Raw genomic sequence first — 20,110 nt, forward strand, 5'->3', positions numbered from 1 at the left:
AGAAAGGATAGAGAGAAAACAATGCTTATTTCCCAAGACTGGGTTACCCGCATCCTGGGCACCGCGAATTCCGGCTGGAGCGTACCTTCCGAAGAGTTGGACTCCGGCTTTGTTCGCGTTGGTTTTGAAACCGAGGGATTTGAGGCCCTCCCAGAGACGACCGGCCCGCTGGTCATTGGCCAGGTCGTCGAGATTGAAGAGCTCACGCAGTTCAAGAAGCCAATCCGTTATTGCCAGGTCAACGTTGGCCACGCAAATGGCACCGGCGAGCTGCAGGGCATCATCTGTGGCGCCCGCAATTTCCGTCTCAATGACTATGTCGTGGTCTCTCTCCCAGGTGCTGAGCTGCCCGGCGGCTTCAAGATTGCTGCTCGCGAGACTTATGACCACATCTCCAACGGCATGATGTGCTCCGCCGCTGAGCTCGGGTTCGGCGACAAGGCCAACGGCATTATCGTTCTAGGGGACGAGGTGGCGGACAAGGTCGGCGAGGACGCCCGCCCCATCATCGGTCTGGCTGATACTGCCTTCGACGTCAACATCACCCCGGATCGCGGCTACGCCCTCTCCGCGCGCGGTTTGACCCGCGAGGTGGCTTCGGCGTTTGACCTCACCTTCCCGGACGTGGCCCAGGACCCGAGCGCGGCCGGTGTAGATATCTCTGCTGTTCCTCAGGCACAGGGCGCGCTTATCGACGTTGACCTGCGCGAGGAAACCAAAGCCCAGCGCTTTGGTCTGCGCAAGGTCAGCGGCATCGACCCCGCTGCCCGAACCCCATTTTGGATGGAGCGCGAGCTCATGTTGTCCGGCCAGCGCAGCGTCAACGTGGCCACCGACGTCACGAACTACGTCATGCTGTTGCTGGGTGCCCCGATGCACGCCTTCGATGCCAATGTGATCAGCGGCAACCTCGTGGTGCGCAATGCCGCAGAAGGGGAGAAGTTCGAGACCCTAGATCACGTCAAGCGTGAGCTGTCGGCTGGTGACGTGGTCATCTGTGATGACAACGGCATTCAGTCCCTCGCCGGTGTCATGGGCGGTACGACCTCAGAGATTTCCGATGAGACCACGGATGTCTACTTCGAGTCCGCCATCTGGGATCCGATCACCGTGGCCCGGACCTCTCGCCGTCACAAGCTTTCCTCTGAGGCGTCCCGCCGCTTCGAGCGCGGCGTCGACCCGGCCATCGTCGAGGTCGCCCTCGACGTTGCCTGCGCGCTACTGCAGCAGATTGCTGGCGGCACCATCGAGGCTGGCAGGACGCTCGTGGGAGACGTCGCCAAGCGCGAGCCCATCACCCTGCGCACCGCCAAGCCCAGCGAATACGCCGGCGTGCAGTACTCCCGCGACACCATTATCCAGCGCCTGCGCGAGGTGGGCTGCGACGTCACCGACAACGGTGATGAGCTGCAAGTTACCCCGGCGACGTGGCGCACGGATATCTCCATGGACGTCGACCTCATTGAGGAAGTCCTGCGCCTAGAAGGGCTAGAGGACATTCCCACTGTGCTGCCGACCCCGGCAGGCGGTCGCGGTCTGACGCCGGCCCAGAAGCGCCGCCGCGCTATTGGCCACGCTTTGGCCTATGCCGGTTATGCCGAGGTCTTGCCGGCGCCGTTTATCCCGAACGACACCTTTGATACATGGGGCTTGGACAAGGAGGATCCGCGACGTAAGACGGTGGCCGTGCAGAATCCTCTCGAGTCCGACAAGGCCATTCTGTCCACGACGTTGCTCCCGAACCTTCTTGAGGCCATCGCCCGCAACGTGGCCCGTGGCCGAAGCGACCTTGCCCTTTTCGGCCTCCAGCAGGTGGCATTCAAGCGCGCTGATGTGTCGCCGATGTCTTCGGTGGAGTCCCGCCCGGAGGAGTCCGTCGTGGCTGAGCTTTTGGAGTCCCTGCCTCTGCAGCCGCTGCACGTGGCTACGGTAGCTACCGGCAACATTGAGCACGAAGGTCCGTGGGGGACCGGCCGCGCGTATAGCTATGCAGATGCGATCGAGTCTGCGCGCCAGGTGGCTCGTTCCGCTGGTGTTGACGTTGCAGTTAAGGCAGCCGAACAGCTTCCGTGGCACCCGGGTCGCTGTGCCGCAATTGTCCTCGCCGATGATGAAGAGCAGGTCGTGGGTTATGCGGGTGAGCTGCACCCGCAGGTTCTTGAGGCTTTGGAGCTTCCTGCACGCACGTGTGCCATGGAGCTCGATGTCTCAGCACTGCCGTTGGAGGAAAAGTTCCCGGCACCTGTGCTGTCCTCCTTCCCGGCCCTGCACCAAGACATCGCGTTGGTCGTCGATGATGCCACCCCGGCTGAAGAGGTTCGTAAGGTCGTTGAGGAGGGCGCCGGTGAGCTGCTGGAGTCCGTGGAGCTTTTCGACGTCTTCCGGGGCGAGCAGCTTGGTGAGGGCAAGAAATCCCTTGCTTTCCAGCTTCTTTTCCGTGCGGATGACCGCACGCTGACCGATGAGGAAGCGAACCAGCATCGTCTCGCCGCTGCGGAGCTGGCAAAGCAGCGTCTCGGCGCACAGATGCGGGCTTAGCGTATCGGCATCTATTAATTCATCAACCCGGTTCACCCTGCAGGTGGGCCGGGTTTCCCTTTGCGCAAGCGTGCGAAGGCGTGGGGAAAGATCCCCCAGCACTGGTAGGTGTGTGGCTTGGCTCATAGCCTCAGAGGTGCAGCGTTTCCAACCCCCGAAAGGATTGTCTACACCATGCGTCTGTTGTCCCGTCTTACCGCCACCGCCGCCGTTGCCGGTGCACTCACAATTGCCCCGCATGCCTCCGCCGACCTGTCTCAAGGCTTCTCCAATGCCGATGGCACCGTCAACTGTGAAAGCGCGAATATCGAAGGAACCTACGTAGCATGTTTGTCCGAAGGCGCACGAGCTACCAGCCCGCAGTGCAACCCGCCGGGCCAACTGGCACCGCGTTTTATTTACCATGCAGGCCGCTCTAAAGCTGATTGCTTCAACCAAGGGCTTACGACCACGAATTTCAAGCGTCTGCAGCCAGGCCAAGTTCACCAATTCAATGAAGTCACCGCTATCGCCGATGCGCAGGGCGGCATCCACTTCGTTGGCCCACAGGGCTACCTAGGCTACGCAGGAAAGAAGGCCGTATCTGGTTCGGAAGGACTGGGGGACGTCTCTTCCCGTGTCATGTAGTCCAAATGCAGCCCTCGTTTCATAAAAGGGCCCGGAGTTAGCCGGCCCCGCGTCACTCCTATTTCCTATTCCAAAGCTCGGATTCTCGCACTGTACCGCGAGAATCCGAGCTTTGCCGTTTATGGAATGAAGAAATACGGCGGCTGTTTTTCTTGAATAACATACGGCGGACTGCATTATTTGCTAGGGTGGCTGCATGAGTATTTCAGTAGCAATCGCCGGAGCCACAGGTTATGCAGGGAGCGAAATTCTACGCCTCGTGCTGTCGCACCCAGCGTACCTTTCAGGTGATCTGCGCATTGGCGCGCTCACGGGACACTCTAATGCTGGCGGGCGAGTCTCCGAACTCATGCCGCATCTGCCGCAGTTGGCAGACCGTGTCATCGAGGACACCACCCCAGAAGTCCTCGCCGGCCATGACATCGTATTCCTCGGTTTGCCGCACGGGCATTCGGCGGAGATTGGCCGTCAGCTGGGGGAGTCCGTCACCGTCATCGATTGTGCCGCCGATTTCCGCCTCCGCAACAAAGAAGATTGGGATGCATTCTATGGCGGTGAGTATGCCGGCGCGTGGCCCTACGGGATCCCGGAAGTTCCCGGCAACCGCGAGAAGCTCCAGGGCAGCAACCGCGTCGCTGTTCCAGGGTGTTTTCCCACCACGATTACCCTGGGGGCCCTTCCTGCCGTGGCGCAAGGGCTAATTGAGCCGGACCTGTCCGTCATCGCGATTACCGGTGTATCCGGAGCCGGTAAGAAGGCCTCCGTAGCTCAGTTGGGCGCGGAGACAATGGGCAACCTCAAGGCCTACAAGCCGGGTGGCACCCACCGCCACACCCCGGAAGTACTGCAGAACCTGCACCCCTTTACTCAGGAGCCGGTGTCCGTGAGTTTTACTCCAGTGCTTGCCCCTCTGCCGCGCGGCATTTTGGCCACGATTACGGCGCCGCTGAAGGGGGGCGTCGACAAGCGCCGTGTTGCCCAGGCTTTCCGTGAGTTCTACGCCGACGAGCCATTTTGCCTTGTGCTTCCGGAAGGCCAGCAACCGCAAACCCAGAACGTGGTGGGCAGCAACATGGTTCATATTCAGGCACACGTGGATGAGCGCGCTAACCGTCTTGTCATCACTGCGGCTTTAGACAACCTATGCAAGGGCACCGCCGGCGCGGCCGTTCAGTGCATGAACCTCACCTTGGGCTGGGAGGAAACTCTGGGCCTGCCGCAGGCAGCCGTCGCCCCCTAGATAGCCAAATACTCGCCCGCGCGTTCCTCGCGCCACCCAATCCCGCTGGAACTGTAGTTCCGCTAAGACAAGGAGAAACTAGAAATGATTACTGCACCCGCCGGCTTCCTCGCTGGCGCCACGACGGCTGGGATTAAGCCCTCCGGAAAGCCGGATATGGCCCTTGTGGTCAATCAAGGTCCCAACTTTGATGCAGCCGCAGTGTTTACCCGTAACCGCGTGGTGGCCGCTCCCGTGAAGCTTTCCCGTGCAGCAGTAGCGGACGGTGCCATCCAAGCCGTCATTTATAACTCAGGCAACGCGAATGCCTGCAACGGCGTGCAAGGGGACAAGGATGCGGCGGCGATGGTAGCCGCTGTCTCCGAGCACACAGATATCCCCGCAGCCAACATCGCGGCGTGCTCGACGGGTCTTATCGGAGAGCTGCTTCCCATGGAGAAGGCATTGGCCGGTATTGAAGCGGTTGCCGGGGATCTCGGTTCTGATGAATCGCACGGTCAGGCCGCCGCGGAGGCAATCATGACCACCGATACCGTGGTCAAAGAATCGCTCTTTAAGGCCGAGGGCTGGAGCATGGGCGCCATGGGCAAGGGTGTGGGCATGATGGCTCCCTCTCTGGCCACCATGTTGGTATGCGTGACGACGGATGCCGTGGCCTCTCCACAAGCCCTGCACTCCGCCCTGCAGACCGCTAGTGATCAGACCTTCAACACGCTTGACGTTGACGGCTCGACCTCCACCAATGACACGGTCATCATCCTGTCCTCTGGCGCTTCCGATGTTGAGCCTAGCCAGGAAGAGCTGGATGCTGCTGTTCTGGCGGTGTGTTCCGATATCGCGGATCAGCTCCAGGCAGATGCCGAGGGTGTGACCAAGCGCGTGAAGATCACGGTCGAAGGAACCTCCACCGATGAACAGGCGCTGAACGCCGCGCGCACCTTGGGGCGCGACAACCTTTTCAAGTGTGCGATGTTCGGCTCGGATCCCAACTGGGGTCGCGTGCTCGCCGCAGTTGGCATGGCAGAGGCTGATATGGATCCGGAGAACATCTCGGTGTTCTTCAATAACCAGGCTGTGTGCGTTGGGTCCACCGGCGCGCCCGGCGCGCGTGATGTTGACCTTTCCGGGGCTGACATTGACGTACGCGTTGACCTAGGTACTGGTGGAAGCGGTACCGCTTTCGTGCGCACCACCGACTTGTCCCACGACTACGTGGAAATCAACTCCGCGTACAGCTCCTAAGAGAAACAGGGAGGAAAGATGATTCAGGGACTCAGCAATGTAGACCGCGCTACTGTGCTCGCGGAAGCCTTGCCGTGGCTGCAGCACTACCGCGACAAGATCGTCGTCGTGAAGTACGGTGGCAACGCGATGGTGGATGACTCGCTCAAGGCCGCCTTCGCCGCCGACATGGTTTTCCTGCGCACCGTGGGCGCTAAGCCCGTGGTGGTGCACGGCGGGGGCCCGCAGATCAATGAGATGCTGGGCAAGCTGGGCATTGAAGGAGAATTCAAGGGCGGTTTCCGCGTGACCACCCCGGAAATCATGGATGTGGTTCGCATGGTTCTTTTCGGCCAGGTGGGTCGCGGTCTGGTGAATCTCATCAACTCCCACGGTCCCTACGCCGTGGGAACCTCCGGTGAGGACGCGGGTCTGTTTAAAGCCCGCAAGCGGTTTGTCGACGTCGACGGCGAGCCCACCGATATCGGCATGGTGGGAGACATCGTCAGCGTCGATCCCTCCGCCGTCATGGACATCATCGAGGCTGGACGCATTCCAGTGGTCTCGACTATCGCTCCCGGAAATGACGGCGAGGTCTACAACATCAACGCGGATATCGCAGCCGGTGCATTGGCACGAGCACTGGGTGCTGAGCGCCTTGTCATCCTCACCAATGTGGAGGGCCTGTACACCGACTGGCCCAATCGCGATTCACTGGTGTCGAAAATTGAGGTCGACAAACTCAAAGCCCTGCTCCCAGGCCTGGATTCGGGCATGATTCCGAAGATGGAGTCCTGCCTTATGGCTGTCGAGGGAGATGTGAGCGCCGCCCACGTCATCGACGGGCGTATCGCCCACGCCGTGCTACTAGAGCTGCTCACTACGGGCGGCATCGGCACGATGGTGCTGCCCAATGATTACAACCGTGAGGACTACCCAGAAGGCACGATCTTTAGGAAGGACGATAAGAAATGACCGCGCAGACCACACTGACGCAACGGTGGGGAGAGGTGTTAAGCAACACCTACGGCACCCCACCCGTGGCCATCGTGTCCGGCAAGGGCGCCACGGTGACCGATGAAGACGGTAAAGAATACATCGATATGCTCGCCGGCATTGCTGTGAACTCGCTGGGCTATGCCCACCCGGCCATCGTCGAGGCGGTCAGCGCTCAGGTGGCGACCGTTGGGCATGTCTCCAACCTCTTTGCCAGCAAACCCGTCGTCGAGGCTGCGGGCAAACTCCTGGAGAAGGTGGGGGATAGCGACGCCCGTGTCTTCTTCTCCAACTCCGGAGCGGAAGCCAATGAGGCTGCCTTTAAGCTGGCGCGCTTGACCGGCCGCCGCCGCATCCTCGCCGCGCACTACGGTTTCCATGGCAGGACGATGGGCTCTCTCGCTATGACCGGGCAACCTGCCAAGCGCAAGGCCTTCGAACCTTTCCCAGGCGGAGTGGAGTTCTATACCTACGGCGACATTGACTACTTGACCACCTTGGTGGAACAGAACCCGGAGGATACCGCCGCCATCATCTTGGAGCCCATTCAGGGGGAGACTGGTGTGATACCCGCGCCCGATGGATTCCTGCGCGCCGTGCGGGAGCTCTGTACCAAGCACGGGATCCTCATGATTGTCGATGAGGTGCAAACTGGTGTGGGGCGCACCGGTGATTTCTTCGCTTTCCAGCATGAGGGCGTTCTTCCTGACGTCATCACCATGGCTAAGGGCTTGGGCGCGGGTATGCCGATCGGCGCCACCATTGCCCGTGGTCAGGCAAAGGATCTCTTCACCCCGGGTTCCCACGGCACGACCTTCGGCGGCAATCCCGTTTCCTGTGCGGCGGCAGCGACGGTGCTGGAGCTTGTCGACGCCCCCTTCCTCGCCGACGTCGCCCGTAAGGGGGAGTGGCTACGCGCCGAGCTAGCTAAATCTCCGGCTGTGCAGTCTGTGCGTGGCCGAGGGCTTATGCTAGGAGTTGTATTAAATAAATCGGTGGCTAAGGACGTTGTGGCTGCAGGCTTGGACCACGGTCTCATCCTCAACGCCCCAAGCAGCGAGGTCATGCGCTTGACCCCGCCGCTAGTGATCACCGATGAAGAACTCACGCAAGCAATCGATCGCCTGCATAAGGTACTGGAGGAAATAGGATGAGCGTGCGCCATTTCTTGGCAGATGACGACCTCACAGCGGAGGAACAGGCAGAGGTCTTGGACCTTGCCTTGAAGCTGAAGAGGGACCCCTTCTCCGAGCGTCCGCTGGAGGGCCCGAAGTCGGTCGCGGTTCTTTTTGACAAGACGTCGACGCGCACGCGATTCTCCTTCGAGGCGGGAATTGCTCACCTGGGCGGGCACGCCATCGTCACGGAGACAAAGTCCACGCAGATGGGCAAAGGCGAGACGTACCAGGACACCGCTGCTGTTCTCTCCCGGTTTGTCGAGGCAATTGTCTGGCGCACCTACGCGCACCAAAACCTGCTAGAGATGGCTGAAACCGCGACGGTACCCATCGTCAACGCTCTGTCCGATGACCTGCACCCGTGCCAGATCCTGGCGGATTTGGTGACCTGCCGCGAGAATTTCGGTGACCTGGCTGGCCGCAAGGCCGTCTACCTGGGTGATGGCAACAACAACATGGCCAACTCCTATATGTTGGGCTTTGCCACCGCGGGCATGGAGATGACGATCATTGCGCCGGAAGGTTTCCAGCCGCAGCCGGAGTTTGTGGAACGTGCCCGGAAGCGCGGCACGGTGACCGTGACTGATTCTCTCGAGGCCGTCGACGGCGCCGACGTTGTTATCACCGACACGTGGGTTTCCATGGGGCAGGAAGATGACGGCAAGGACCGTCGCACCCCGTTCCTGCCTTACCAGGTCACCCCAGAGGTTATGTCCCGTGCCAAGGAAGAAGCGATCTTCCTGCACTGCTTACCGGCCTACCGCGGCAACGAAGTGACTGCTGAGGTGATTGACGGACCACAGTCCCGTGTCTTTGACGAGGCGGAGAACCGTCTCCATGCACAGAAGGCGCTGCTCGTGTGGCTTCTTGCAGCTCAGGAGGAGAACTAAGCGAATGACGACAACCCCAACGACGCGCAATGCCCGCCAAGCAAAGATCTTGGAGATTCTTGACCGCACACGGGTCACGAGCCAAGTCCAGCTCTCCGAGCTCTTGCTCGATGAGGGAATCGACATCACGCAAGCCACCTTGTCGCGTGACCTCGATGAGCTGGGCGCCAAGAAAGTAAAACGCGATGGTGGCCGGTCCTTCTACGTGGTGGGCGGCGAGTTGGAGCAATTCGAAGACCAGCTCAACGGTCCGCGCGAGAAGCTGCGCCGCATGCTCGATGAACTCGTGGTCTCCCACGATTTCTCCGGCAATATCGCGATGCTCCGCACGCCCGCGGGCGCTGCCCAGTACCTAGCATCCTTCATTGATCGTGTGGGCCTGCCAGATGTGGTGGGTTGTATTGCAGGCGATGACACCATCTTTGTCCTAGCGCGTGAAGGACTAGGAGGCCGTGAGCTTGCAGAAAAGCTCACCAGCCGCGGCATTTAACATTTATACGTAAGTCTGTATAATATAAATCAGTTCAATTTTTAGCACCTGTCTGTCTTAAAGGAGCAAACTACTATGACTGCACGCGTTGTGCTTGCCTACTCTGGCGGTCTGGATACTTCCGTCGCCATTCCCTACTTGGCCAAGATGACCGGCGGCGAGGTTATCGCTGTGTCCCTTGACCTTGGTCAGGGCGGCGAGGATATGGAATCTGTGCGCCAGCGTGCTCTCGACTGCGGTGCTGTCGAGTCCATCGTTGTCGACGCAAAAGATGAGTTCGCAGAAGAGTACTGCTTGCCCACCATCAAGGCGAACGGCATGTACATGAAGCAGTACCCGCTGGTGTCTGCTATCTCGCGCCCGCTCATCGTCAAGCACCTTGTAGAGGCCGCTCAGGCCCACGGTGGTACCCATGTTTCGCACGGCTGCACGGGCAAGGGTAACGATCAGGTGCGTTTCGAGGTCTCCTTCCGCGCATTGGATCCGGCACTGGAAATCATTGCGCCGGCGCGTGACTACGCCTGGACCCGCGATAAGGCCATTGCCTTCGCTGAGGAAATCAACCTTCCGATCGAGCAGTCCGCTGCGTCCCCGTTTTCGATTGACCAGAACGTGTGGGGCCGTGCGGTCGAGACCGGCTTCCTGGAAGATCTGTGGAACCCGCCGACAAAGGACCTCTACGCTTATACCGAGCAGCCGGACTTGGGCAATGCCCCGGACGAGGTGACCATCACCTTTGATAAGGGTGTTCCTACTGCGATCGACGGCAAGCCGGTGACCGTCCTTCAGGCCATCGAGGAGCTCAACCGCCGCGCTGGTGCACAGGGCATTGGCCGTCTCGACATGGTGGAGGACCGCCTGGTGGGCATCAAGTCCCGCGAGGTCTACGAAGCTCCTGGCGCCATGGTGCTCATCAAGGCCCACGAGGCGCTGGAAGATGTCACCGTGGAGCGTGAGCTGGCCCGCTACAAGCGCCTCACGGACGCCCGCTGGTCCGAGGAGGTCTACGATGGTCTCTGGTTCTCGCCGCTGAAGCGCTCCCTGGATGCTTTCACCGAGTCCACCCAAGAGAACGTCACCGGCGATATTCGCATGGTTCTGCATGCCGGCACCGCCACCGTCAATGGCCGTCGCTCTGGCCAGTCGTTGTACTCCTTCGACCTGGCCACCTATGACACCGGTGATACCTTCGATCAGACTGCGGCCAAGGGCTTTGTCCAGCTGCACGGTCTGTCGACGCAGATCTCCAACCAGCGTGACCGCGACGGCGGTTTCCCCACAGGCAAGTAAACCAGCACAGCCAAGGTCAAGATAAGGAAACGATGCACAAGACTAACGAGGGCGCGTTGTGGGGAGGCCGCTTTTCGGGCGGCCCTTCCGAGGCGATGTTTGCCCTGTCCGTATCCACCCACTTCGACTGGGTCCTCGCCCCCTATGATGTGCTGGCCTCCAAGGCCCACGCTAAGGTCCTGCACAAGGCTGGACTGCTGTCCGACGCCGACCTGGACACCATGCTCAACGGCCTGAGCGAATTAGGGGAGAAGGTTGCTTCTGGTGAATTCACCCCGCTGCCGACAGACGAGGACGTCCACGGCGCGATGGAGCGCGGGCTCATCGACATTGTTGGCCCCGAGGTTGGTGGACGCCTGCGCGCTGGACGTTCCCGCAACGACCAGGTAGCCACCCTGTTCCGGATGTGGATTCGTGACGCCATCCGCGATATCGCGCTCCAAGTCACCGACTTAGTGGAAGCCCTGGCTGATCAGGCCGAGGCTCACCCGGATGCCATCATGCCGGGCAAGACCCACTCCCAAGCAGCGCAGCCAGTTCTGCTAGCGCACGAGCTGCTCGCACACGCCCAGCCGTTGCTGCGTGATATTGAGCGCCTCCAGGATCTGGACAAGCGCTTAGCCGTGTCTCCTTATGGCTCGGGTGCACTCGCTGGTTCCTCGCTGCACTTGGACCCGGAGGCTATCGCCGAGGAGCTCGGTTTCGACTCCTCCGCAGAGAACTCTCTGGATGGCACGGCAGCACGGGACTTTGCTTCCGAAACGGCCTTCGTCCTTACCCAGATTGCCGTGGACATGTCGCGCCTATCCGAGGAGATCATCTACTGGTGTACTCCAGAGTATGGCTACGTCACCTTGGATGATGCCTGGTCCACGGGCTCGTCGATCATGCCGCAGAAGAAGAACCCGGACGTACCGGAGTTGACCCGCGGCAAGACCGGCCGGCTCATCGGCAACCTTACCGGGCTGCTGGCAACGCTTAAGGCGCAGCCCTTGGCCTACAACCGTGATCTGCAGGAGGATAAGGAGCCCATCGTCGACTCGGTGGCGCAGTTGAACCTCTTGCTGCCGGCGATGACCGGATTGGTCGAAACCCTGACCTTCCACGAAGATCGCATGCGCGAGCTCGCACCGCGCGGTTTCACTTTGGCCACTGATCTGGCTGAGTGGATGGTGCGCCAAGGCGTTCCTTTCCGCGAGGCTCATGAGGCCTCCGGTGCGTGCGTGCAGATTGCAGAGTCCCGCGGCGTTGACCTGGTGGATCTCACTGATGAGGAATTGGCGGGCGTCGACAAGCGCCTGCTCCCAGAGGTTCGCGAGGTGCTGACCATTGATGGGGCAGTGGCGTCGCGCTCCACTAAGGGCGGCACCGCCGGTATCCGCGTGGTGGAACAGCGCGAAAAGGTTCGCGAGCGTGCTCGTGGCGCGCGCGAATGGGCGCAGATTCCGCTGCGCTAAACCCGCCAGCTTCTTAAACCGCATGGTCCTTATGACCATGCGGTTCTTTTCTTATGTGGGGGTGACGCAGAGCGCTCTTTTCCACTGCACATAGTTGTCGTGCACCACAAAACGGGGGTACACGTGAGGTGTGTCTCATAAGGTTCCTATAACGTTTCCTTAGGGAATGCGAAGCTCCATCGCGTTCCGGATTCGGAAAGGACTATTTTCCTTATGACTGAAACACTTCGGCCGCCCAACACGGAGTCTCATGAGAAAGAGAAAGCGGTCTATGCTTCGGAAGACCACGGTCTCCAGAAGGGGATGAGCAACCGTCAGCTGCAGATGATTGCCATTGGCTCTGCCATCGGCACCGGGTTGCTGCTCGGCACCGGCGGGCGCCTACAAACGGCGGGACCGTTCCTCGCCGTCTTGTACTTGGTGTGTGGATTCTTCGGCTACATCATTCTGCGCTCGCTCGGCGAACTCATCGTGTATCGCCCGAGTTCGGGTTCCTTCGTCTCTTATGCGCGTGAGTTCTACGGTGAAAAGACTGCCTTCGTGACGGGCTGGCTTTACTGGGGAAATTGGGCAGCCACCTTGGTGGCGGATGGTACCGCGGTGGCTATCTACATCAAATGGTTTGGGCAATATACCTCGTGGTTGGACGCGGTTCCGCAGTGGCTGCTCGCCCTCGGCGTCGTATGTAGCATCCTTTTGTTCAACATGCTCTCGGTGAAGATCTTTGGCGAACTGGAGTATTGGTTCTCCATGATCAAGATCGTTGCGCTGATCATCTTCATGGTCGTGGCGATCGGTGTGGTCATACTAGGCCACCCCAACGGTGATCCAACCGGGTTCAGCCTTATTACTGATGCCGGTGGTTGGCTTCCTAATGGCCTGTTGCCTGCAGTAATTGTCATCCAGGGCGTTGTCTTTGCCTATGCAGGCATCGAGTTGGTAGGTACCACGTCGGGTGAGACAAAGGACGTCGAAAAGCATATTCCGCGTGCGGTGAATAGTGTTCTATTCCGTATCGTGGTCTTTTATTTCGGCAGCGTGCTGCTGCTGACCCTGGTTTTGCCCTGCACCACCTACGTCACAGAAGTATCGCCATTCGTGACCTTTTTTGAGTCACTTGGCGCAGGTTATGCTGCGCCTATCTTCCAGCTGGTGGTAATCACCGCTGCGATTTCCTCATTGAATGCCGGTCTGTATTCGACGGGCCGCATCATGTACAACATGTCTACTGCTGGCTCCGGGCCCAAATTCGGTGCCCGCATGTCCAAATCTGGCGTTCCTTATGGAGGCATCGTGATGGCCGCCTTCGTCGGTCTCGCTGGTGTGTTTCTTAACTATGTGGTGCCCGAGATGGCTTTCGAGATCGTGTTGAATCTGGCCGCGCTGGGCACGTTGGCGTCGTGGGCCGCCGTGGCCATGTCGCACATCAAATTTGTGCACCTGGCAAAGAAGGGGCGCTATACCCGTCCAAATTATCGCTCGCCCTTCGGCCAAGCAGGTGATTGGTCTGTGCTTGCCTTCATCGCGGTGGTCATTATCCTTATGGCTTTTGACTACCCAATCGGAACCTTCGCTCTGGCCTCTACGCTGCTTCTCATTCCGGTGTTCGCTGCCATGTGGTTTGCCTGGCGTGAGCGTATCTACACCATCGCGGCGGAGAGGAAGGCCAAGCACCTTCCCACCTCACGCTTCCCAGCCGCGCCGCAGACGGACCTTCACCCGAAGAACTAATACAAGAATCAAGATCGGAGATTGCAATGAACCATGCTGTCAAGTTCGTAGATGTAGAGAATATGGCGCGCTGGATACAGCGTGAGGGAGTAGAAAACATCATTATCGGAATGGTGGACTACCTTGAGGCGGACTACCGCGAATGGGAGCGATTCGACAAAATCGCACGCGTGGCTTCTCACACCCCGTTCGGCGTCATCGAACTCATGCCTACCTCCAATGGCAAGGAGTACTCCTTCAAGTACGTCAATGGTCATCCTTCGAACCCCGCACGTGGCTTTCAGACGGTAACTGCTTTTGGCGTGCTTGCTGACGTCGACAACGGTTACCCCACGTTCGAGGCCGAAATGACTTTGCTTACGGCACTGCGCACGGCGGCCACCTCCGCCATGGTGGCAAAGCACCTAGCCAGAAAAGACTCCAAGCGTATGGCCATGGTGGGGGCTGGCTCGCAGTCAGAGTTCCAGGCCCTTGCATTCCGCGGTGTAATGGGGATCGATGACATCGCTATTTATGACATTGACCCGAAGGCAGTAGAAAAGTTCCAGCGAAACTTGGAGCCATTGGGATTCAACATCACAGCTTGCTCAAGTGTTGATGAAGCCGTACAGGGCGCCGACATCATCACCACCTGCACGGCCGATAAAGCCCAGAACCAAATCCTGGCCGAGCATCACGTCACACCTGGCGTGCACCTCAATGCGGTCGGCGGTGACTGCCCGGGCAAGACCGAGCTAGAGAGCTCAATCTTGGACAAGTCCAAGGTCTTTGTTGAGTTCCCAGAACAGACGCGCATCGAGGGCGAGATTCAACAGAAGCCGGCAGACTTTCCAGTGGTCGAGTTCTACCAGGTACTTACTGGGCAGGCGACGGGCCGCGAAAGCGATGACCAGATCACGCTTTTCGACGATGTCGGATTCGCCATCAATGACTTTTCTGCCCTTCGCTACCTTCGTGATTCTGTAAGAGGCACTGACTTGGAGTCAGAGATCGATATCATTGCCAACCCGGAGGATCCTAAGGATCTCTTCTCATTGGTCGCGAACGTGCCTTCGCTTCTTTAGCCCAATGGTCGGGACAGAGTCGCCGCCCTTTTCTCTGTCCCGCTGTGGCCGCATTGATCTCTGCAGTTCTTATTAAGGCAACCGCTTTCGGATAGCAGCAGCGGGGGACTGCATCGGGGGTGCGCGATCGGTAAGTCGAGCACCATGGCGGAGTGCCTTTTATGATTTAGGTCATGAGTAGCGCACAGCCGGGTGGACGAAAGAAGTCAGTTATCGTAGCCCTCGCCTTCCTGGTTGTCGCTATCGTCTCCGTGGTCGTGGGGCGTGGCTGGATTTCGATGCCCAGCTTTAGCTTTCCCAGTTCGCCCTCCTCGCATCGCGACCTCCTCCACGTGAAGGGTGCCATCAGTCCGGAAGATGAGGAGTTTTTTAAAGCCGCGGAGCAGCAACAAGTATTTGCAGAGGTTGGCATCTCGGTGGCGTATGACGTTTTCTCGCCCCAGGACTTGGTAGAGATTGCTAGCAGGCCCGACCCTGACTATGACTTCGTCATGCCCGTCGTGGATGGCGCGGCACGTGTTGCTGAGACGAAAGATAAATTCACGACCATCACTGGGGCCGACCCCGGCTCGGTGGTTGCATTCTCTACGCCACTCATCGCACTGGTCTATACGGATTTGGTGGGTGATATGGAATCTCAAGGCTTGGTGGTTGACAACGGCGGTAACAAGTCCCTCGATCTTGCAAAATTGAACGAGATGTCAAAGGAAGGCACACGCTGGCGCGATATTAGCCCGTCTTTTGGATCTCCTCGCGTTGTCGATGTTGCGGTTCCCAGCCTCCGCGAATCCAATGCAGCTCTGCAGTATGCCGCCCTGATTCGTTCCGTCGGGGGAGGAGCAGGCGGTGATGATGCCATGCAGCGACTACTCGTCGGTCAAGGACACGGAGAGGCTAGCACGCAGGGAATTTTTGATACCTACCTGCGTCTTGGGAAGGGCGAGATGCCCATGGTGTTGGCCACCGAAGCCGAGTACGTAGCCGAACTTATAAAGCAATCAGATTCTGAGGGCAGTACGAAGCTCAAGGACTACACTCCCTTAGCTCTCGTCCCAGGTGCAATGCTGACCTCCACCGTCGTCCCGCAAACGGAGGAAGGTGAGGCTTTCGCCGCCGCCGTGAGTGACCGTTCAATTCAAGGTGTTGCCGCGATGCAGGGATACCGCACGGAGCCGACCAGCATCTTCGACAAGCTGGTCGCCGACGTGGAGTACAGCCCTCTCCCTCTGCCAACTCAACAACCTCCCACGTCTTGGCAAGACTTTGAAGCCATTCAGCAAGAGCTGGGATTAATCACGGGAAACGAACTCCCGGAAAGGATGATGTGAATGTTGCGATCCCTGAAGGCATTCGTCGCCGTGTCGTGCATGATGACTCTTGCTGCTTGTTCCGCTGTCAGTGGAAACAGTTGGCTCGACGACTCAACCTCAAGCGAGCAAGAGCAAGACGGTGACCTGAAGATTGTCGCCGCAACGGAGCTTGCACCGCTGGAGCCGGTCCTGGAACAGGCCTCCGAGGAGCTCGGCTTTGATATCACCATGACCACGGAGTCAGGCACGTTGGAGAACTCCCGTTCGCTGCAACAAGGAACCTTTGACCGTCACTATGACGCCACGTGGTTCGCCACCAACCGCTACGCCCGCATCATTGGTGCCGATAGCAAGTTGGGAAAGGAATTCAGCGTCGCGCGCTCACCTGTGGCGTTGGGCGTGCATAAGGATATCGCACGCAAGCACGGATGGGACACCACGCAGCCGACCTGGCAGGAGATTTCAGATTCAGGTATCACCTTTGGGATGACCGACCCATCAACGTCGAACTCGGGTTTCTCCGCCTTGTCTGCGGCCACCACCGCTTTCGCGGACACTGGCCGAGCGCTAACGGAGGAGGATATCTACAAGGCTTCGGACAAGGTCCAAGACCTGTTTGGTAATCAGACGCTCACCTCTGGCTCCTCGGGGTGGTTGGCGGATCGCTTCCGCGAGCATCCGGAGCAAGCGGACGCGATTATTAACTACGAATCCGTGCTCTATCAGCTCCAGGACGAAGGCGCAGACCTACAAGTGGTCATTCCTTCCGATGGTGTCATTTCCGCGGATTATCCACTCACGGCCCTTCATAGCTCCCCAGACGATGACGCAGAAGCTAAGGTGCAGGCGTTGGCTGATTGGTTGCGTGATTCTTCCCAGCTGCTGAAGAGCTACCACCTGCGTGTGGACAATTCCGATCTGCCGGGCACCATGTTCGAGCTTCCTTATCCCGCTAACGAGAAGACTGCACAGGCGCTGGAGGCCGCATTCGCCCACGAGCTGCGCAAACCCGGCAACACGTCTCTTGTGCTGGATACCTCGGGTTCTATGGAAGGTGAGCGTATCGAGCTTCTCAAGAGCAGCTTGCGCCCGCTTATCGACGGCTCTGCGGACGGCAATACCGCAGAACAAGGCCAGGTTGCCTTCCGTAACCGCGAGCAAATCAAGCTCATGCCGTACTCGTCCGAACCTCAGCCAGTGACCCGCGCGGTGATGGATACCGAAAACATGGGCTCGGTCAAAGAACTGGCGGATCGAGTAGAGGATTTGCAGGCCGACGGAGAAACCGCCACGTTCGACTCAGTGCTTAAAGCCTTTGATGAGCTGAGCACTGGCGACGGCGATATTGGCACCGTGGTGCTCATGACCGACGGTGAGGTCACTCGCGGCCGAACCTTTGCTCAGTTTAAGGAGGCGTATGAACAGCTCCCACCGGACAAGAAGGATATCCCGGTGTTCGTCATCTTGTACGGTGAAGCCAATGTTCAAGAGATGGAGGAGCTAGCCCAACTCACCGGCGGCAAAACCTTCAACGCCATCGACGGTGATCTGGCCGGGGCCTTCGAAGAAATTCGCGCTTATCAGTAAATCACCCTCTCCATTGTCAAGGAAGGCAGGCATCCATGGACGACGTAACCCCTCGCAAGGTAATTGCCGCAGTTGTAGTGACGGTGCTCGTCGCTGCCTTGCACTTCCTCACTGGCGGCGGCCTGGGATTCCTTTGGCCAATCGTGGCGGCCAGCTGCGGCGCGGCAGCCGGATTTCTCATCCCGCCGGAGAGGCAGGGCAAGGAGCTTCCGGCCCCTCCGGTGTCTGAGGCGGACCGGCTGACCACAAGCCTGAAGAGCACTCGCTACAGCCTGCACCACCGAGACATTCCGGCGCCCGTAGATCGCGCGTGGACGGAGTTCGACGCCTCGGCAACGTGGGTGCTCAACAACTGGGACAGGCTCGATGATGCCCCAAGTCAGCAGTCCCTTGTCCGCGACATGATTGAGGAGCACTCGAGCAGTTTGGTGAAGTCCTATTTAGAAGTAACGGAACTCAACGAGCCCGCAGCGGTCAAAGAGGTAACTGAGGCGCTGGGGATACTCAATCGAGAGATGACGGAGATTCGTGACGCCATTGCCCAGAACTCGGTCCGTGGCCTGCAGGATCACTCCATGGCGCTGAAGCTGCAATTTGGTGGGACCACTCCTTCTGCAGATTCCAAGGAGGTGTAGGGTTGGCGGGTATGAGTCTTGATCCGAAGCTGCTCGACATTTTGGTGTGTCCGCAGGACAAAGGCCCGCTGAACTACCTGGAAGAAGAACAGGTACTGGTCAATGACCGGCTAGGGGTGGCCTATCCCATTGAAAACGGTATTCCCGTCATGCTGGCCGATCACGCAACACCGTGGCCGCCAACTGACGACGATGCCTAAGACGCATCCCGCGAATTTAGTGGTCTTTGCGAACACTTATCCCGTCCAGCCGGAATCGAAGTAAAAGGAGCCTCCATGAACATCATTGATGAGCTGCAGTGGCGCGGCCTCATTAACCAGTCCACAGATCTCGACGCCCTCCGCGCGGCTTGCGAGGAACCCATCACTCTATATTGCGGTTTCGACCCCACGGGTGACTCCTTGCACGCGGGCCACTTGGTGCCGATGATTATGCTGCGCCGTTTTCAAAAGGCCGGGCATCACCCAATCGCCCTCGCTGGTGGCGCTACGGGGCAAATCGGCGACCCGCGGGATGTGGGGGAGCGCTCCATGCTTTCGCAGGAGACCATCAATGAGAATATGGTGGCTATCAAGAAGCAGCTGCGCCAGTTCATTGACTTCGAGGGTGAGAACGCGGCGACCATGGTCAACAACGCGGACTGGACTTCTCAGATGTCTGTCATTGACTTCCTGCGCGACGTGGGAAAGAACTTTTCTTTGAATACGATGCTGGACCGTGACACGGTCAAGCGTCGCTTGGAGTCCGACGGAATCTCGTACACTGAGTTCTCCTACATGCTGCTTCAGTCCAACGACTACGTGCACCTGCATAACGAGCTGAATTGTGTCCTGCAGATCGGCGGTGGCGACCAGTGGGGCAACATCGTATCCGGCGTGGATCTCAACCGACGTGTCAACGGTGCGAAGGTTCACGGCCTTACCGTTCCGTTGGTTACGGACGCCCAGGGGCAGAAGTTCGGTAAATCCACCGGTGGCGGAAAGCTGTGGTTGGATCCGGAGAAGACGTCCCCGTACGCGTGGTACCAGTACTTCCTAAACGCTGGCGACTCTGTGGTCATCGACTACCTGCGTTGGTTCACCTTCCTTGATCAGGAAGAGATTGCTTCCTACGAACAGAAGGTCGCGGACGAACCATTCCGTCGTGAAGCGCAGCGCAGGTTGGCCCAGGAGATGACCACATTGGTGCACGGTGAAGAGGCTACGAAGGCTGTGGAGCTAGCAGCGCAGGCACTGTTCGGCAAAGCTGAGCTCACTGATTTGGACGAAAATACCCTGGCTGGTGCCTTGTCTGAGACCACTGTGGCAGAGATTTCCGCAGGGGAGCCGCGAACCATTGTTGATTTGTTGGTTGCCGCTGGCTTGGCCGATTCGAAGGGCGCTGCCCGACGCACCATCAAGGAAGGTGGCGCGTACGTCAACAACAAGCGCATTGAGTCTGATGAGTGGGAGCCGGACGCTACGGATCTGCTTCACGGTTCGTGGCTTGTTCTGCGACGAGGAAAGAAGAACTTCGCCGGTGCCAAGCTCAGCTAACAACCGGTCTTCTTAGTCGGAGCAGACCATGCCTATCCCGCCGCCTTGTGCGGCGGGATTCGTCGTTTTTCTAGACCTGCGATTCACAACCGGGATAAGAACTGCTCGAAAAAGCATGAATACCTGGGGATTTGTTGTTTGTTGGGGGTGTGCGTATATTTATCGAAGTCGCCGCGAGACGCTGGTGACACGGAGATTAACTCCCAGTTGACAAGGTTTAAACTTGTTTACTAGAGTGTGAACTCCAGCCGCTCAAGACGGTGAATGATAAAGATTCATTGCGCTGAGTGTGCGAACGATGTTTGAGAACTCAATAGTGTG

17 protein-coding genes are annotated in these 20,110 nt (G+C 58.8%); all 17 read left to right on the forward strand.

The genetic code is table 11. From position 1 onward, the window contains the following. Positions 1-21: 21 nt before the first annotated feature. Positions 22-2,538 carry a phenylalanine--tRNA ligase subunit beta gene (gene pheT, locus HMPREF2760_RS04705; RefSeq protein WP_070596735.1) on the forward strand — a complete coding sequence of 839 codons (2,517 nt, stop codon included), beginning with the start codon at positions 22-24 and terminating at the stop codon, positions 2,536-2,538. Positions 2,539-2,712: 174 nt separating this feature from the next. After that, the gene (locus HMPREF2760_RS04710) at positions 2,713-3,165 is read left to right on the forward strand and encodes a hypothetical protein (protein WP_070523167.1); all 453 of its coding nucleotides are present in this window, start codon (positions 2,713-2,715) and stop codon (positions 3,163-3,165) included. Positions 3,166-3,361: 196 nt separating this feature from the next. Then, positions 3,362-4,405, forward strand: coding sequence for an N-acetyl-gamma-glutamyl-phosphate reductase (gene argC / locus HMPREF2760_RS04715; protein WP_070523164.1), 1,044 nt, complete (start codon positions 3,362-3,364; stop codon positions 4,403-4,405). An 84-nt stretch (positions 4,406-4,489) separates the two neighbouring features. Then, positions 4,490-5,647: a bifunctional glutamate N-acetyltransferase/amino-acid acetyltransferase ArgJ gene (argJ, locus tag HMPREF2760_RS04720; protein ID WP_070523160.1), complete on the forward strand. Its 1,158-nt coding sequence runs from the start codon at positions 4,490-4,492 to the stop codon at positions 5,645-5,647. Between the two features lie 18 nt (positions 5,648-5,665). After that, positions 5,666-6,601: an acetylglutamate kinase gene (argB, locus tag HMPREF2760_RS04725; RefSeq protein ID WP_070523157.1), complete on the forward strand. Its 936-nt coding sequence runs from the start codon at positions 5,666-5,668 to the stop codon at positions 6,599-6,601. Further along, positions 6,598-7,776, forward strand: coding sequence for an acetylornithine transaminase (locus tag HMPREF2760_RS04730; RefSeq protein ID WP_070523154.1), 1,179 nt, complete (start codon positions 6,598-6,600; stop codon positions 7,774-7,776). The genes argB and HMPREF2760_RS04730 overlap by 4 nt, the downstream gene beginning before the upstream one ends. After that, entirely contained in the window at positions 7,773-8,690 is a 918-nt protein-coding gene (argF, locus tag HMPREF2760_RS04735) for an ornithine carbamoyltransferase (protein WP_070523151.1), read from the forward strand. The genes HMPREF2760_RS04730 and argF overlap by 4 nt, the downstream gene beginning before the upstream one ends. 4 nt (positions 8,691-8,694) lie before the next feature. Continuing rightward, positions 8,695-9,180, forward strand: a complete 486-nt coding sequence (locus tag HMPREF2760_RS04740) for an arginine repressor (protein ID WP_010190051.1) — start codon at positions 8,695-8,697, stop codon at positions 9,178-9,180. Between the two features lie 75 nt (positions 9,181-9,255). Continuing rightward, the gene (locus tag HMPREF2760_RS04745; protein WP_010190050.1) at positions 9,256-10,470 is read left to right on the forward strand and encodes an argininosuccinate synthase; all 1,215 of its coding nucleotides are present in this window, start codon (positions 9,256-9,258) and stop codon (positions 10,468-10,470) included. A 32-nt stretch (positions 10,471-10,502) separates the two neighbouring features. Next, complete coding sequence (gene argH, locus HMPREF2760_RS04750) at positions 10,503-11,927, forward strand: argininosuccinate lyase (RefSeq protein ID WP_010190047.1); 1,425 nt, start codon at positions 10,503-10,505, stop codon at positions 11,925-11,927. A gap of 213 nt (positions 11,928-12,140) precedes the next feature. Then, positions 12,141-13,658, forward strand: a complete 1,518-nt coding sequence (locus HMPREF2760_RS04755; RefSeq protein WP_070563330.1) for an amino acid permease — start codon at positions 12,141-12,143, stop codon at positions 13,656-13,658. Between the two features lie 26 nt (positions 13,659-13,684). Beyond that, positions 13,685-14,722, forward strand: a complete 1,038-nt coding sequence (locus HMPREF2760_RS04760) for an ornithine cyclodeaminase (RefSeq protein ID WP_070563332.1) — start codon at positions 13,685-13,687, stop codon at positions 14,720-14,722. Between the two features lie 173 nt (positions 14,723-14,895). Further along, complete coding sequence (locus HMPREF2760_RS04765) at positions 14,896-16,050, forward strand: hypothetical protein (protein WP_070523136.1); 1,155 nt, start codon at positions 14,896-14,898, stop codon at positions 16,048-16,050. Beyond that, positions 16,051-17,619 carry a vWA domain-containing protein gene (locus tag HMPREF2760_RS04770; RefSeq protein ID WP_070523133.1) on the forward strand — a complete coding sequence of 523 codons (1,569 nt, stop codon included), beginning with the start codon at positions 16,051-16,053 and terminating at the stop codon, positions 17,617-17,619. A 35-nt stretch (positions 17,620-17,654) separates the two neighbouring features. After that, complete coding sequence (locus HMPREF2760_RS04775) at positions 17,655-18,254, forward strand: hypothetical protein (RefSeq protein ID WP_070523128.1); 600 nt, start codon at positions 17,655-17,657, stop codon at positions 18,252-18,254. A gap of 11 nt (positions 18,255-18,265) precedes the next feature. Next, on the forward strand, positions 18,266-18,454 hold the full coding sequence (locus HMPREF2760_RS04780) for a Trm112 family protein (RefSeq protein ID WP_070523125.1): 189 nt from the start codon (positions 18,266-18,268) through the stop codon (positions 18,452-18,454). Positions 18,455-18,529: 75 nt separating this feature from the next. After that, positions 18,530-19,789, forward strand: coding sequence for a tyrosine--tRNA ligase (gene tyrS / locus HMPREF2760_RS04785; RefSeq protein ID WP_070523122.1), 1,260 nt, complete (start codon positions 18,530-18,532; stop codon positions 19,787-19,789). The last annotated feature ends 321 nt before the right edge of the window (positions 19,790-20,110 follow it).

Source organism: Corynebacterium sp. HMSC065D07, assembly GCF_001810695.1.
GTDB lineage: Bacteria > Actinomycetota > Actinomycetes > Mycobacteriales > Mycobacteriaceae > Corynebacterium > Corynebacterium hesseae.